Consider the following 13,226-nt stretch of genomic DNA (forward strand, 5'->3'; position numbering starts at 1 on the left):
TCGCAAGATATAAGGAATCAGCATGAAACTCTGCGGTTTTGATATCGGCCTGGATCAGCCGTTTTTCCTGATTGCCGGTCCGTGCGTGATCGAATCGCGCCAGATGGCGTTCGATACTGCCGGCCAATTGAAAGAGATCACCAGCGCGCTGGGCATCAACTTCATTTATAAGTCGTCGTTCGACAAGGCCAATCGTTCGTCCGGTTCTTCTTTCCGCGGCCTCGGCATGGAAAAAGGGCTGGAGATCCTGGCCGACGTCAAGCAGCAGATCGGCGTGCCGGTGCTGACCGATATTCATGAAATCGACGAAATCAAACCGGTCGCAGCCGTGGTCGATGTATTGCAGACCCCGGCTTTCCTGTGCCGCCAGACCGATTTCATCAACGCTTGCGCGCAATCCGGCAAGCCGGTGAATATCAAGAAAGGCCAGTTCCTGGCACCGCACGACATGATCAACGTGATCGCCAAGGCACGCTCGGCAGCACGCGACGCCGGTCTGCCGGAAGACAACTTCATGGCTTGCGAACGCGGCGCTTCTTTCGGCTACAACAACCTGGTATCCGACATGCGCTCGCTGGCAATCATGCGCGAGACCGGCTGCCCGGTGGTGTTCGATGCGACCCATTCGGTGCAATTGCCGGGCGGTCAGGGCAGCACCTCCGGCGGCCAGCGCGAATTCGTGCCGGTATTGGCGCGTGCCGCGATCGCGGTCGGTGTTTCCGGCGTCTTCATGGAAACCCATCCGAATCCGGCCGAGGCCAAATCGGACGGCCCCAATGCGGTACCGCTGGGGCGCATTAAAGAATTGCTGGCGACCTTGATCGAACTGGATCGCGTGGTCAAGAAGAATGGCTTCATTGAAAGCAATTTCGCCTGAATTTGAATTAACGCGCTGTCACATTTCAAAAGAATGAGAAGCGCGTTTTTTTTGGCTTATCGACAGCAGAATTGAATTAATTAATCATTGCGTAATTCATTAAGAGGAAATACATGAGTGCAATCGTTGACATCATTGGCCGCGAAATCATTGACTCACGCGGTAATCCGACAGTCGAATGCGACGTCTTGCTGGAATCCGGCGTGATGGGCCGGGCGTCGGTCCCGTCCGGCGCCTCCACCGGTTCGCGCGAAGCGATCGAACTGCGCGACGGCGATAAAGGCCGTTACGGCGGCAAAGGCGTGTTGAAGGCTTGCGAGCATATCAACACTGAAATTTCCGAAGCGATCATGGGGCTGGATGCCAACGAACAGGCCTTCCTGGACCGCACCCTGATCGACCTCGACGGCACCGAAAACAAAGGCCGCCTGGGCGCCAATGCCATGCTGGCAGTGTCGATGGCGGTGGCCAAAGCCGCTGCCGAAGAGGCCGGCCTGCCGCTGTATCGCTACTTCGGCGGCAGCGGCGCGATGCAAATGCCGGTGCCGATGATGAACGTCATCAACGGCGGCGCGCACGCCGACAACAACCTCGATATCCAGGAGTTCATGATCATCCCGGTCGGCGCGCCCAGCTTCCGTGAAGCGCTGCGCTACGGTGCCGAGGTGTTCCATGCACTGAAGAAAATCCTGCACGACAAAAACCTGACCACATCGGTTGGCGATGAAGGCGGATTCGCGCCATCGGTTGCCAATCATGAAGAAGCGCTGAAGCTGATCATTCAAGCGATTGAAGCCGCCGGCTATGAGCCTGGCACGCAAATCGCGCTGGGTCTGGACTGCGCCGCAAGCGAATTCTACAAGGACGGCAACTACGTCCTGGCCGGCGAAAACATGACCTTGACCAGCGCCCAATTCACCGGCTTGCTGGCATCGTGGTGTGACAAGTACCCGATCATCAGCATTGAAGACGGCATGGCGGAAAACGATTGGGATGGCTGGAAACTGCTGACCGAAACACTGGGCAAGAAAATCCAGCTGGTCGGCGACGACCTGTTTGTCACCAATACCAAGATCCTGCGTGAAGGCATCGACAAGGACATCGCCAACTCGATCCTGATCAAGATCAACCAGATCGGCACCCTGACCGAAACCTTCGCTGCGATTGAGATGGCCAAGCGCGCCGGCTACACGGCAGTGATTTCACATCGCTCCGGCGAGACCGAAGATTCGACGATTGCCGACATCGCGGTGGGTACCAACGCAATGCAGATCAAGACCGGCTCGATGTCGCGTTCCGATCGCATGGCCAAGTACAACCAGTTGCTGCGGATCGAAGAGGATCTGGGCGACGTCGCCAGCTATCCTGGGCGCGGGGCTTTCTACAATCTTAAATAATTGCGGGACAGAGTTTAAGAGTCGCCGAAGCGCGACGAATTACTCTGTCCTCAACAAGCTGACTATTTGCGGGACAGAGTTTAAGAGTCGCCGCAGCGCGACGAATTACTCTGTCCCCAACCAATTAGATTAGACGCATAAATTGCAATGAAAAGCATTAGTGGGAATGAGTTCAGGAGCCACAGCAACACGGCGAATTACCCTGTCCCCCCAACTAATCAGATAAGACGTGTAAATCGCCATCAAATCTGATTAATGCGATATTTTGAAACAAGCCAAAATCCGGTCAGCGAACGTAAAGTTTCTCTGACCGGATTTGCACATGAAGACCTGAAGAATAACCCCTGGATATTTCGTCGATGCGCCTCATAGCCATTTTCCTGACTGTTCTGCTGTTGCTGGTCCAGTACCCTTTGTGGCTGGGCAAGGGTGGCTGGCTGCGCGTCTGGGATATGGATCAGCAGGTGAGTGCGGCGCATGAAAAGGTCAACGAGTTAAAAGTGCGCAATGCAAAGCTGGAATCGGAAGTGCATGATCTGAAGGAAGGTACCGGCGCGGTCGAAGAACGCGCGCGCAGCGAACTGGGGATGATCAAGCAGGATGAAATTTTTGTGCAAATCCTTGATCCGAACGCTCATCCGGGAGAGGCGGTGGCGGTAAATGCGCAGATGTCGGCAGTGGCCAGTGCGGTGGCGGTTCCTCCGGCTGATAAATCGAAGAAACCGCGTCCCTGAATAAGGCGCCTCTGGAAACCTACTGCAGGGTTTGGCTACTACGCCAATCTCGGGGCTGCAGGGGTGGCAAGATCGTCGCCCCGCCCTTGGGCCGCTCGCTACGGTTTCTAGAGGCGCCTTTTTTGCTAGTGCTTGCTCGCTCCAGGCGGCAGCAAAGTTTCGACCGGGGCAGTGGTTGCAAACAAATGTGCGCAATCCACTTTGTCGAACTCGTAATGCTGTCCGCAAAAATCGCAGTCGACGGCAACTTTCCCTAACTCTGACAGCGCTTCCTCGATTTCCCGCTCCCCCAGCATTTTCAGCATATGGCCGACTTTCTCGCGTGAACAGTTGCACAGGAAGCGCGGGTGCTGCGGTTCGAAAACACGGATCGTCTCTTCCCAGAACAGACGATGCAACAACGTCTGAATGTCGGTCGACAGCATTTCTTCGGCGCGTAGCGTGCCGCCCAGCGCACTGAGCCGAGTCCAGGTTTCCAGCTCGTCATGCTCTGGCACCGCGACGCCGCCATGCAGCGGCAATTTTTGCAGCAATAGGCCGCGCGCAACCTTGTCGTCAGCTGCCAGCCACAGCTTGGTGTCCAGCTGTTCCGAGCGCAGCATGTAGTTTTCGATGACAGTGGCGACGCTGTCCCCATCCAGCGGCACGATGCCTTGATAGGCTTTTTGACCCGGCAGTTTATCTTGCGGATCGAGCGTGATCACGAAGCGCCCCTGACCGTTCAGGTTGACCAGTTGCGACAGCGTGGCGTCGTCGTCAACCACGGCATCGGGAGCAAGTTTGGCGGTGGCGCGCATCTGTAGTTTCGAATCGCATTCGACCACCAGCAGATGTACCGGGCCGTCGCCGTGAATTTGCATGACGATGACGCCGTTGAATTTCAGGTTGGCGGTCAGCAGCGCGGCTGCCGCCAGCATTTCGCCCAGTAGCGTCTTGACCGCCAGCGGATATTGGCGCCGCGCCAGTACGTGCTGCCAGGTGGCGGACAGCTCGACCAATTCGCCTCGCACTGCGGCGTTTTCAACCATGAATTTTTGCAGCGAGTCGCTGTGAGTATCGTTTGTATCCACTACGGTTTTTACGTTCATTTTTTCTTTATCCGATGAGTTTCAGGCCGGTCTTGTATTCTTGGCCGCGCTTAATATAGTGTGCGGCGTTGCCGGCGAGCGCGGTGATATCTTGTTCGCTCAAGGTGCGCACGACTTTGGCCGGCGAGCCGATGATCAGTGAGTTATCCGGGAATTCCTTGCCTTCGGTGACCAGCGCACCGGCGCCGACCAGGCAGTTCTTGCCGATTTTGGCGCCGTTCAATATCACTGCCTGGATCCCGATCAAGGCACCGTCGCCGATGGTGCAGCCATGCAGCATGGCTTGATGGCCGATGGTGACGTTTTTGCCTATCGTCAGCGGAAAACCCATGTCGGTGTGGAGCGTGCTGCTTTCCTGCACGTTGCTGCCGCTGCCGACAGTAATCAACTCGTTGTCGCCGCGAATGGTGACGCCAAACCAGACGCTGGCGGCAGCTTCGATTTTGACCTTGCCGATCAGGTTGGCGGATGGCGCAATATAGGCCGATGGATCGATGTCGGGGGCATGCTCGCCCAATTGGTAGATGGCCATAAATTTCCGTAAAATGCTGGTTTGCTTGCTTCTGGCGTTGACGGCAGGCATCCTAAATGGGTCCGTCCGCCGTTTGTTCAACCACCCGCCATTTTAACGCTGTCAACATGAACAGTTCGCCCAATTCCGACTTTGCTGCATCAATACCAGCGACTGAATTACGTGCCGCCGCACTGCATTGGCTGGCCGTATCGGACGCTGCTGCCAAAGTTGCCGGGGTCGGCGCGATGGCTGCAGCATGGCGAGGCGGGGTGCTGACGCTCGAGAGCGGCGCTGTGCTCACCGCAACCGCAACGATACCAGGACGCCCGCAGCAGCCTGAACTGGTGCCGCCGCGGGAAGTCGGGCATCGTTCGATGGCATCGCTAGAAGGGCGGGCGGCAATGATTCATGCCTTGGCCCATATCGAATTCAATGCCATCAATCTGGCGCTGGATGCGATCTGGCGCTTTGCCGGAATGCCGGACGATTACTATGCCGACTGGTTGCAAGTGGCGGCCGAAGAGGCTTATCACTTTGACTTGCTGGCGCGTCATTTGCAGACGCTGGGCTTTGCCTACGGCGATTTTTCGGCACACAACAGTTTGTGGGAGTTGACTGAGAAAACCGGGCACGACATTGTGGCGCGCATGGCCTTGGTGCCGCGCACGATGGAGGCGCGCGGCCTGGACGCCTCACCGCGCATGCGCGCAAAACTGGCGCAGGCCGGCGATTTGCCTGCAGCCGAGATTCTGGACATCATCCTGCGCGACGAGATCGGCCATGTCGCGATCGGCAATCGCTGGTATGGCTGGCTCTGCAAGGAACGTCAGCTGGAGCCGTTGGCGACGTTTGCAGCGTTGGCACTGCAATATCGGGCGCCGGCCATGCGCGGACCATTCAATCTGGAGGCGAGAAGAGCGGCCGGCTTTACCGAGCAAGAATTGATCGCGCTGGAACAGGGTTTTTAGAATCGGCCATCAGCGCCGCTCCAAAAAAATAGCCGCCTAACAGGCGGCTATTTGAAATTTCAGTGATACCACTTTCGTTTGCCGGCGGGCTTTGCGATCTCGGCCATGTTGACCAGCCTGGTTCCCGCCAACCGGTCATGCAGGAACTGCCGTTCGGGATCGAGATAAATGGTGAGTGACCAGAGGGCGAAATTTGCCGCAGGAATCATGACCAGCATCCAGGCGTGTGCGCCCAGCACCCATGCCAGCGCCAGCCCCGGCATAAACCACAACCAGCTCAGCAGATAGCGAGCCAAGGCACGTCCTGCTTTGACTGCGCTGCCATCTTTGTTGACCAGCTGGATGCGCCAGGTCTTCATCGCCAGTGTTTGACCGCCATGACTCCAGCACCAGACAAAATACAGCGTAAGTACAATGAATAGCCACGTTTGCTGCCCATGCCGCAGGTAGAGCGCATGGCGTTGTTGCAGCAAGGTTGAAAAAATCCAGCCGGAAATAAACAGGATGCCGAACAGCAGCATGGCCTCATACATGATGCTGCCGAAGCGACGACCGAGAGACGGTGTTTGCCGGACTGTGCCTGTTTCGCTTGAGGTGGATGCAGGATGCACAGTGCGATTATTTGGTCGCTGGAGCGGTAACCGGCGCTGCTGGCGCGGCGGCAGAGTGCTCGGCTGGCGCCGCAACCTGGGCCGCATCGGATGACTGCGGCGTCAATTTGATTGGGCTCGCCGGCTTGGTTTTGGCTCGGGGCGGCAGGGTGGTTACCCGTTTGTGATGCGGTGCTGCCTGTGCGGCAAGTTCCTTCTTTTGCTGCTCGGATAACTGCTGATATTGCTGCCAGCGGAGCGCTCTTTGCTCGGTGTCGAGCTTGTTGGCGAGGGCGTAATTTTCACGCACGATGCGTCGTTGATCCGGGGTCAGCTTGGTCCACTCGCGCATCCGTTCCTGCAGTCGTGCTTGTTCAGCCGGTTGCATGGCGGCGTAGCGATTGCTGATTTCAAGCCATTTCTTCTTGTGGGACGGCTTCAGCTTGTTCCACTCGGATTCCAATGGCGCCAACACTTGCTGTTGCGCAGCAGTCAACTCGGCCCAGGATGGGGAGCTAGCCGAAACTTTGGTCGCTTTGACAGTATTGTTTGAGGTGCTGGTCGTATTGGCAGCAGGATGCACGGCTGCATGCGTTGACGCAGCCAAGGTGAGCAACAGCATGCCCATCGAGAGCAGGACGGCCGTCGCGTTCGACCAGCTGTTGCGGCGACGCGGAGCCGCAGCAACAATTGCCTGACCGGCAGCCGCATTTGGTGTCAGCATCATCCTTATTCGTCTTGTTGTGCGAGATAGGCGTTGAAGCCGCGATCCAGATAGGCTGATGGCGGCAGTTCATCCGACAGCAAGGCGGCGTCGATATCGGCGGTGGCAGCGATGCGATGCTGTTGTTCGTACTGATACAAACCGGACAGCAATACCATGCCGGCCAGGATAGGCAGCGCGACGCCGATCCGCCTTAGCCAGGAAAGGGGATCATTGAAAAAGTTGCCAGCTTGTCCGGCCAGCACGCCTTGATGGACAAAGACTCGCGTCGGCGCGTCTTTTTTCTTGCGAGCCAATGCGGCTTTGCGTGCAGAAGCGAGACGATCGGCGGTCGATGGCGGTAGATTGTCGAGATTTTCGTTAAGTGCATGCCGCACTTTATAAGCGAAATTGATTTCTTGTGTGTTCATAAACTGATTCCTTTGGCCTTGAGCGATAGCGCCAGAGTGTGCGTTGCGCGAGAACAATGCGTTTTCACGCTGCCCTCGGAACAACCCATTGCAGCCGCGGTTTCGGCAACATCCATGTCCTCCCAATAACGCATCAGGAAGGCTTCCCGTTGACGTGCCGGCAGCTTTTGTACTTCTTGGTCGATCATGTTGAGAATTTGCTCACGCTCAAGTTTGGCCGAGCTGGACTCGGTAGCTTGCGAGTCTTCCTCTGAAGTGTAAGTCTCCAGGACATCATAATCTTCGTCGCTGGCATTGTTATGGCCCATGCTGGAAAACAGGCTGACCCAGGTATTGCGTACCTTTTCCCGGCGGAAATAGTCGTGAACGGTGTTTTGCAGAATTCGCTGGAACAGCATCGGCAGTTCTGCCGCCGGCTTGTCGCCGTATTTTTCGGCCAGTTTGATCATCGCATCCTGGACGATATCCAGTGCAGCCTCGTCTTTGCGGACGGCATAAACCGCCTGCTTGAAAGCGCGGCGTTCTACGTTTTCAAGAAAATCTGAAAGTTCTTTATCTGTGGCCATGCGTTGCGGCGGGTTGTGTCATTGGCTGCCGACCAAGTAGATCCGGTTTAAATTATTACTGCACATCATCGAACATACAATTCGTTACGATTGATTTTCAGGCTGGCCGAATGCTAGCAAAAAAAAAGACGGTTGCGGGTTGTTCGTGAACAAATTTGCAGTAAAAAAGCACGATCTAAAGCGAATTTCAATCAAATTGGCTTGACCGAAATGAAACCACGCATTATGGTAACAGTCCACTTCAGAACCCTGAAGTGCGACCATGGTCTTTTCGCTGGCTGCCCAAGATGCGGTTCAACGGAAAGACGCGCTTTACATTTGAAAGCTGTTTGCTCCAACCCGTGCCACAAGCACGAGAAATAAGCAGTGGTGCTTCAGATATCCGGGCCGAACGAGTAGCGTTAAGCGTCATTTTGAATCGTATCTACGGGTGCGCAACGAATTGGCGTGATCGCACAAAAAAGGGACGCCCTAGCACTGTCGCACTCCGCCATTTCGCCAGGGAAGAGCATCCGATCAATTTCCAATGGACCTTGAAAGGACGTAGTAATAATGAATAAAGATACGAAATTGCCTGTCACCGGCGCGGAAATTCTCGTGCGCTGTCTGGCAGAAGAGGGGGTCGAACACGTGTTCGGTTATCCTGGCGGCGCAGTGCTCTATATTTACGACGCCATCTTCCAGCAAGATAAATTCCAGCATATTCTGGTTCGTCACGAGCAAGCTGCGATTCACGCAGCCGATGCTTATTCCCGCAGTTCGCAAAAGGTTGGCGTGGCGATTGTCACGTCCGGTCCAGGCGTCACCAATGCAGTCACCGGTCTGGCTACGGCCTACATGGATTCGATTCCGATGGTGGTGATTTCGGGTCAGGTGCCGTCCTACGCGATTGGCGAAGATGCGTTCCAGGAATGCGATACCGTGGGCATCACCCGCCCGTGCGTCAAGCACAATTTTCTCGTCAAGGATGTGAAGGATCTGGCGGCGACGATAAAGAAGGCGTTTTACATTGCGAGTACCGGCCGCCCCGGTCCGGTGCTGGTCGATATCCCTAAAGACATTACGATGCACCGGCATGTTTTCGACTATCCGAAAGAAGTCGAAATGCGCTCGTACAAGCCGGTCGACAAAGGGCACTCCGGCCAGATTCGCAAGGCGGTGCAACTGCTGCTGACGGCTGAACGGCCGATGATTTATGCCGGCGGCGGCGTGATCCTGGCCAATGCCGCTCCCGAGCTGAACAAGCTGGTGGATCGCCTCGGCTACCCGTGCACCACCACGCTGATGGGACTGGGCGGCTACAAGGCATCCAGCGACAAGTACCTCGGCATGCCCGGCATGCACGGCACCTATGAAGCCAATATGGCGATGCAGCACTGCGACGTGCTGATTGCGATCGGCGCTCGTTTTGACGATCGCGTGATTGGTAATCCGAAGCATTTCACCTCGCATGCGCGCAAGATCATTCATATCGATATTGATCCGTCGTCGATTTCCAAACGGGTCAAAGTTGATATTCCTATCGTCGGCAACGTCAAGGATGTGCTGCAGGAATTGCTGGCGCAACTGGACGCGACCGACACCAAACAAAATCCGCCGGCCTTGGCCGATTGGTGGAAGCAGGTCAACGAATGGCGTGCTCGCGACTGTTTGAAATATGCCGACTCGAAAGAAGTCATCAAGCCGCAATCCGTGATCGAAAAGGTCTGGCAAATCACCGATGGCGACGCCTTCATAACGTCGGATGTCGGTCAGCACCAGATGTGGGCGGCGCAATATTACCGCTTCGATCAGCCGCGCCGCTGGATCAACTCGGGCGGCCTCGGCACCATGGGCGTCGGCTTGCCGTACGCGATGGGGGTGCAGATGGCCAATCCGGGGGCGACTGTGGCCTGCATCACCGGCGAAGCATCGATCCAGATGTGCATCCAGGAACTCGCCACCTGCAAGCAATACCATCTGACGCCGAAAATCATTCTGCTCAATAATCGCTTCCTCGGCATGGTGCGTCAGTGGCAGCAAATCGACTACGGCTCGCGTTATTCCGAGTCGTACATGGATTCGCTGCCGGACTTTTCCAAGCTGGCTGAATCATTCGGCCACGTCGGCATGAAGATTGAAAATCCGGCGGACGTCGATGGCGCATTGAAAGAAGCGTTTGGCATGAAAGACCGCCTGGTGTTCATGAATTTCATTACCGATCAAACCGAGAACGTCTGGCCCATGGTCAAGGCGGGCAAGGGCTTGACTGAAATGCTGCTCGGTTCGGAGGATCTGTAATCATGCGACATATCGTTTCTGTACTGTTGGAAAATGAACCAGGCGCACTGTCGCGCGTGGTCGGCCTGTTCTCTGCGCGTGGCTACAATATCGAGACATTGACGGTCGCACCGACCGAAGATGCGACCTTGTCACGGATGACCATCGTGACAAGCGGTTCGGATGACGTGATCGAACAGATCACCAAACATCTGAATCGTCTGATTGAAGTGGTCAAGGTGGTGGACCTGACCGAAGGCGCCCACATCGAGCGCGAACTGATGCTGATCAAGGTGCGTGCGGTCGGCAAGGAGCGCGAGGAAATGAAGCGTACTGCGGATATTTTCCGCGGCCGCATCATCGACGTCACCGACAAGTCCTACACCCTTGAGTTGACGGGTAACAAAGGCAAGCTGGACGCGTTCATTGATTCGATCGACCGCGCTGCGATTCTGGAGACGGTCCGTACCGGCGGTTCCGGCATCGGCCGCGGCGAACGGATCCTGAAGGTTTAGGCGCAAGAATAAATATCCACACTGATACATACAGACATACAGCTGAGCCGATTTAAACCACATCGCTCGGTTCACATCACACTTATATATAGGATTAATAATGAAAGTTTTCTACGACAAAGACAGCGACCTCTCCCTGATCAAAGGCAAGAACGTTGCCATCATCGGCTACGGCTCGCAAGGCCACGCGCATGCACAGAATCTGAACGACTCCGGCGTTAAAGTGACGGTCGGCTTGCGCAAGGGCGGCACATCGTGGGACAAGGCAAAAAATGCCGGTCTGAACGTGGCGGAAGTCAACGACGCGGTCAAGGCCGCCGACGTCATCATGATCCTGCTGCCGGATGAAAACATCGCTCAGGTCTACGCAGAAAACGTCGCACCGTACGCCAAGCAGGGCGCCACCTTGGCATTTGCGCATGGCTTCAACGTGCACTACGGTCAAGTTGTGCCGCGCGCCGACCTCGACGTCATCATGATCGCGCCAAAAGCGCCGGGCCACACTGTGCGTGCGACCTACACCCAAGGCGGCGGCGTGCCGCACCTGATCGCCGTGTACCAGGATAAATCCGGCAGCGCGCGCGAAATCGCCTTGTCATACGCTACCGCCAACGGCGGCGGCCGTGCCGGCATTATCGAAACCAACTTCCGCGAAGAAACCGAGACCGATCTGTTCGGCGAACAAGCCGTTCTGTGCGGCGGCGCTGTCGAACTGATCAAGGCCGGTTTTGAAACGCTGGTCGAGGCAGGTTATGCGCCGGAAATGGCTTACTTCGAGTGCCTGCATGAACTGAAACTGATCGTCGACCTGATCTATGAAGGCGGGATCGCCAATATGAACTACTCGATTTCCAACAACGCCGAATATGGCGAGTATGTCACCGGTCCAAAGATCGTTACCGAAGCGACCAAGGACGCCATGCGTCAGTGCCTGAAGGACATCCAGACCGGCGAATACGCGAAGAGCTTCATTCTTGAAAACAAGGCTGGCGCACCGACCTTGATTTCCCGTCGCCGGTTGACTGCCGAGCATCAAATCGAACAGGTTGGCGAGCAACTGCGGGCGATGATGCCTTGGATTAAAAAGAACAAGATGGTCGACCAATCGAAGAATTAATTCGAGCTTTAATAGTTTGAGGTCGGGCATCATGCAGCAAGCGCCTGCAGGCGCTTGCTGGGCAGGACGGCGCAAAGCGATGCTTTGCGAATTCCCGTCCAGCCTGCCATGGATCAAAAAGAACAAGATGGTCGACCAATCTAAGAATTAATTCCATCCTGGTTTGAAAAAAAGGGACGTTTGATACGTCCCTTTTTTTATGAGATTTTTCAATGCGATTGAAACATGCTGGAGAATTTCCTCTGACTATGACTCGTTCGTTAGTTGCCGCGCAATCTTGTATTCGGCAACAAGTGCAGATAATATCCACGGAGAACTAAATCGACAGCACACAATCGAAGAATCGCTCTGTGTTGCATCTTATGTGGGCGCGCATTCGGCAGCGCCCTTTTTTCCTGGAGAGTCATCCTATGTCGCGATCACGCAAACTGATGTTGTCATCCCTATTGGCCGCAATCAGTCTCACCGCGCAAGCGCAAACCTCTGTGCCTACTTCCGGCACGCTGGCGGTGGTGCCTGCCTACGGTGAAGTCAAACACGCCAACGATCAGGCGCACATTACCTTCGCAGTCGAAGAGCAGGACAAGGACAAGTCTGCCGCCGCATCGCGCGTCAATCTCAAGATGAAGCAGGGCACCGATATCCTGAAGCGCCAGGACCCGCAGGCGATCTTGCAAACGCGCGGCTATTACACTTATCCGGTTTATTCGGAAGACCAGCCGCAACCGCGCGGCAATAGCAATAAACTGCGGCAACCGATAGGCTGGAGAGTCGGACAGTATCTTGATGCGACCACTACCAATCTGAACAATCTGCCGAAAACCGTGGCTTCGGTGCAAAACGTATTGGGATTGAACGGCTTGCACTTCGGCTTGAGCGATGCCACCAGCAAAAAACTGGACGATCAAAGAATTGCGGCGACTTACCAGAACCTGACCGAACGGATTGCTTCGATTGCCCATGCAATGGGACGCAATGTGTCGGACGCAGTGCTGGATACGGTCGATTTTGAAGGTTCCGGCAACTACGCCCAGGAATCTGCCCCCGCAGCGAAAGGGATGATGATGCGCGCCGCAGCGATGAACGAGGCAGCGGTGGAAGAGCCCAGTTTCGAACCGGGTGAAACCACTTTGAGCATGCGCGTGGTCGGCAAGGTTCGCTTCAAATGAGCGCCAGGCCCATTTTGGGGTTGGCTTTAGCGCTGACGTTTGCGTTGGCTGGCTGTAAGCCGGCCGGCCCGCCGCCCGACATCCTGAAAACGCAACGCCAGGCGCTCGACAAGGCGAAAGCGGTGGACGGCCAAGTGCAGAAACAAGCGCAAGAGCAGATGAAAACGATCGACGACGAGCAAAAATAAGGGAAAAGATGCGGCGAGGCTTTGCCGCATCTTCCTGATCCGGCGCGGCATGCTTGTTAATTAGGCCCTTGAAAGCGTATTTGCACTGATCAACTCGTGCTCCGCCCATT

General features: G+C 55.8%; 15 protein-coding genes. 9 read left to right on the forward strand and 6 right to left on the reverse strand.

Annotation, left to right across the window (positions count from 1 at the left end; all coding sequences use genetic code 11):
* Window positions 1-22 precede the first annotated feature (22 nt).
* The 3 genes from kdsA to ftsB all read left to right on the forward strand — a co-directional run bounded on the left by kdsA (window position 23) and on the right by ftsB (window position 3,008).
* Window positions 23-877, forward strand: a complete 855-nt coding sequence (gene kdsA, locus ACFPM8_RS10570) for a 3-deoxy-8-phosphooctulonate synthase (protein ID WP_378997505.1) — start codon at window positions 23-25, stop codon at window positions 875-877.
* Between the two features lie 113 nt (window positions 878-990).
* On the forward strand, window positions 991-2,274 hold the full coding sequence (gene eno / locus ACFPM8_RS10575; RefSeq protein ID WP_378997506.1) for a phosphopyruvate hydratase: 1,284 nt from the start codon (window positions 991-993) through the stop codon (window positions 2,272-2,274).
* Window positions 2,275-2,633: 359 nt separating this feature from the next.
* Complete coding sequence (gene ftsB / locus ACFPM8_RS10580) at window positions 2,634-3,008, forward strand: cell division protein FtsB (protein ID WP_378997507.1); 375 nt, start codon at window positions 2,634-2,636, stop codon at window positions 3,006-3,008.
* Window positions 3,009-3,133: 125 nt separating this feature from the next.
* Here ftsB and hslO read toward each other — a convergent pair whose 3' ends face one another.
* Window positions 3,134-4,096, reverse strand: a complete 963-nt coding sequence (gene hslO / locus ACFPM8_RS10585; RefSeq protein WP_378997508.1) for an Hsp33 family molecular chaperone HslO — start codon at window positions 4,094-4,096, stop codon at window positions 3,134-3,136.
* Between the two features lie 7 nt (window positions 4,097-4,103).
* Entirely contained in the window at window positions 4,104-4,628 is a 525-nt protein-coding gene (locus ACFPM8_RS10590) for a gamma carbonic anhydrase family protein (protein ID WP_378997509.1), read from the reverse strand.
* Between the two features lie 107 nt (window positions 4,629-4,735).
* On the opposite strand from ACFPM8_RS10590, the gene ACFPM8_RS10595 reads away from it, so the two are divergent.
* Window positions 4,736-5,578, forward strand: a complete 843-nt coding sequence (locus ACFPM8_RS10595) for a ferritin-like domain-containing protein (protein ID WP_378997510.1) — start codon at window positions 4,736-4,738, stop codon at window positions 5,576-5,578.
* 59 nt (window positions 5,579-5,637) lie between these two features.
* Here ACFPM8_RS10595 and ACFPM8_RS10600 read toward each other — a convergent pair whose 3' ends face one another.
* The 4 genes from ACFPM8_RS10600 to ACFPM8_RS10615 are packed head-to-tail and all read right to left on the reverse strand — an operon-like array spanning window position 5,638 to window position 7,868.
* A complete protein-coding gene (locus ACFPM8_RS10600; RefSeq protein ID WP_378997511.1) occupies window positions 5,638-6,189 on the reverse strand; it encodes an RDD family protein in 552 nt (183 codons plus the stop codon).
* Window positions 6,190-6,196: 7 nt separating this feature from the next.
* Window positions 6,197-6,895 carry a DUF3106 domain-containing protein gene (locus tag ACFPM8_RS10605; protein ID WP_378997512.1) on the reverse strand — a complete coding sequence of 233 codons (699 nt, stop codon included), beginning with the start codon at window positions 6,893-6,895 and terminating at the stop codon, window positions 6,197-6,199.
* A 2-nt stretch (window positions 6,896-6,897) separates the two neighbouring features.
* A complete protein-coding gene (locus ACFPM8_RS10610) occupies window positions 6,898-7,302 on the reverse strand; it encodes a DUF3619 family protein (protein ID WP_378997514.1) in 405 nt (134 codons plus the stop codon).
* Window positions 7,299-7,868, reverse strand: coding sequence for an RNA polymerase sigma factor (locus ACFPM8_RS10615; RefSeq protein ID WP_378997515.1), 570 nt, complete (start codon window positions 7,866-7,868; stop codon window positions 7,299-7,301). The genes ACFPM8_RS10610 and ACFPM8_RS10615 overlap by 4 nt, the downstream gene beginning before the upstream one ends.
* Window positions 7,869-8,420: 552 nt before the next feature.
* Here ACFPM8_RS10615 and ACFPM8_RS10620 point away from each other — a divergent pair.
* From ACFPM8_RS10620 to ACFPM8_RS10640, 5 genes are all read left to right on the forward strand, one after another.
* A complete protein-coding gene (locus ACFPM8_RS10620) occupies window positions 8,421-10,148 on the forward strand; it encodes an acetolactate synthase 3 catalytic subunit (RefSeq protein WP_378997516.1) in 1,728 nt (575 codons plus the stop codon).
* A gap of 2 nt (window positions 10,149-10,150) precedes the next feature.
* The gene (ilvN, locus tag ACFPM8_RS10625) at window positions 10,151-10,642 is read left to right on the forward strand and encodes an acetolactate synthase small subunit (RefSeq protein WP_061534038.1); all 492 of its coding nucleotides are present in this window, start codon (window positions 10,151-10,153) and stop codon (window positions 10,640-10,642) included.
* Window positions 10,643-10,742: 100 nt separating this feature from the next.
* Window positions 10,743-11,759: a ketol-acid reductoisomerase gene (gene ilvC, locus ACFPM8_RS10630; protein ID WP_378997518.1), complete on the forward strand. Its 1,017-nt coding sequence runs from the start codon at window positions 10,743-10,745 to the stop codon at window positions 11,757-11,759.
* 410 nt (window positions 11,760-12,169) lie between these two features.
* A complete protein-coding gene (locus ACFPM8_RS10635) occupies window positions 12,170-12,928 on the forward strand; it encodes an SIMPL domain-containing protein (RefSeq protein WP_378997520.1) in 759 nt (252 codons plus the stop codon).
* Window positions 12,925-13,116, forward strand: a complete 192-nt coding sequence (locus ACFPM8_RS10640) for a hypothetical protein (protein WP_378997522.1) — start codon at window positions 12,925-12,927, stop codon at window positions 13,114-13,116. Before ACFPM8_RS10635 ends, ACFPM8_RS10640 begins: the two co-directional genes overlap by 4 nt.
* The last annotated feature ends 110 nt before the right edge of the window (window positions 13,117-13,226 follow it).

This window comes from Paraherbaspirillum soli (genome assembly GCF_042654985.1).
Classification (GTDB): domain Bacteria; phylum Pseudomonadota; class Gammaproteobacteria; order Burkholderiales; family Burkholderiaceae_D; genus Paraherbaspirillum; species Paraherbaspirillum soli.

Bases quoted from the DNA above. Each gene is read 5' to 3' on its own strand.
- kdsA (WP_378997505.1), top strand. From the start codon at position 23: ATGAAACTCTGCGGTTTTGATATCGGCCTGGATCAGCCGTTTTTCCTG.
- hslO (WP_378997508.1), bottom strand. From the start codon at position 4,096: ATGAACGTAAAAACCGTAGTGGATACAAACGATACTCACAGCGACTCG.
- ACFPM8_RS10610 (WP_378997514.1), bottom strand. From the start codon at position 7,302: ATGAACACACAAGAAATCAATTTCGCTTATAAAGTGCGGCATGCACTT.
- ilvC (WP_378997518.1), top strand. From the start codon at position 10,743: ATGAAAGTTTTCTACGACAAAGACAGCGACCTCTCCCTGATCAAAGGC.
- ACFPM8_RS10635 (WP_378997520.1), top strand. From the start codon at position 12,170: ATGTCGCGATCACGCAAACTGATGTTGTCATCCCTATTGGCCGCAATC.
- eno (WP_378997506.1), top strand. From the start codon at position 991: ATGAGTGCAATCGTTGACATCATTGGCCGCGAAATCATTGACTCACGC.
- ilvN (WP_061534038.1), top strand. From the start codon at position 10,151: ATGCGACATATCGTTTCTGTACTGTTGGAAAATGAACCAGGCGCACTG.
- ACFPM8_RS10590 (WP_378997509.1), bottom strand. From the start codon at position 4,628: ATGGCCATCTACCAATTGGGCGAGCATGCCCCCGACATCGATCCATCG.
- ftsB (WP_378997507.1), top strand. From the start codon at position 2,634: ATGCGCCTCATAGCCATTTTCCTGACTGTTCTGCTGTTGCTGGTCCAG.
- ACFPM8_RS10615 (WP_378997515.1), bottom strand. From the start codon at position 7,868: ATGGCCACAGATAAAGAACTTTCAGATTTTCTTGAAAACGTAGAACGC.
- ACFPM8_RS10620 (WP_378997516.1), top strand. From the start codon at position 8,421: ATGAATAAAGATACGAAATTGCCTGTCACCGGCGCGGAAATTCTCGTG.
- ACFPM8_RS10605 (WP_378997512.1), bottom strand. From the start codon at position 6,895: ATGATGCTGACACCAAATGCGGCTGCCGGTCAGGCAATTGTTGCTGCG.
- ACFPM8_RS10640 (WP_378997522.1), top strand. From the start codon at position 12,925: ATGAGCGCCAGGCCCATTTTGGGGTTGGCTTTAGCGCTGACGTTTGCG.
- ACFPM8_RS10595 (WP_378997510.1), top strand. From the start codon at position 4,736: ATGAACAGTTCGCCCAATTCCGACTTTGCTGCATCAATACCAGCGACT.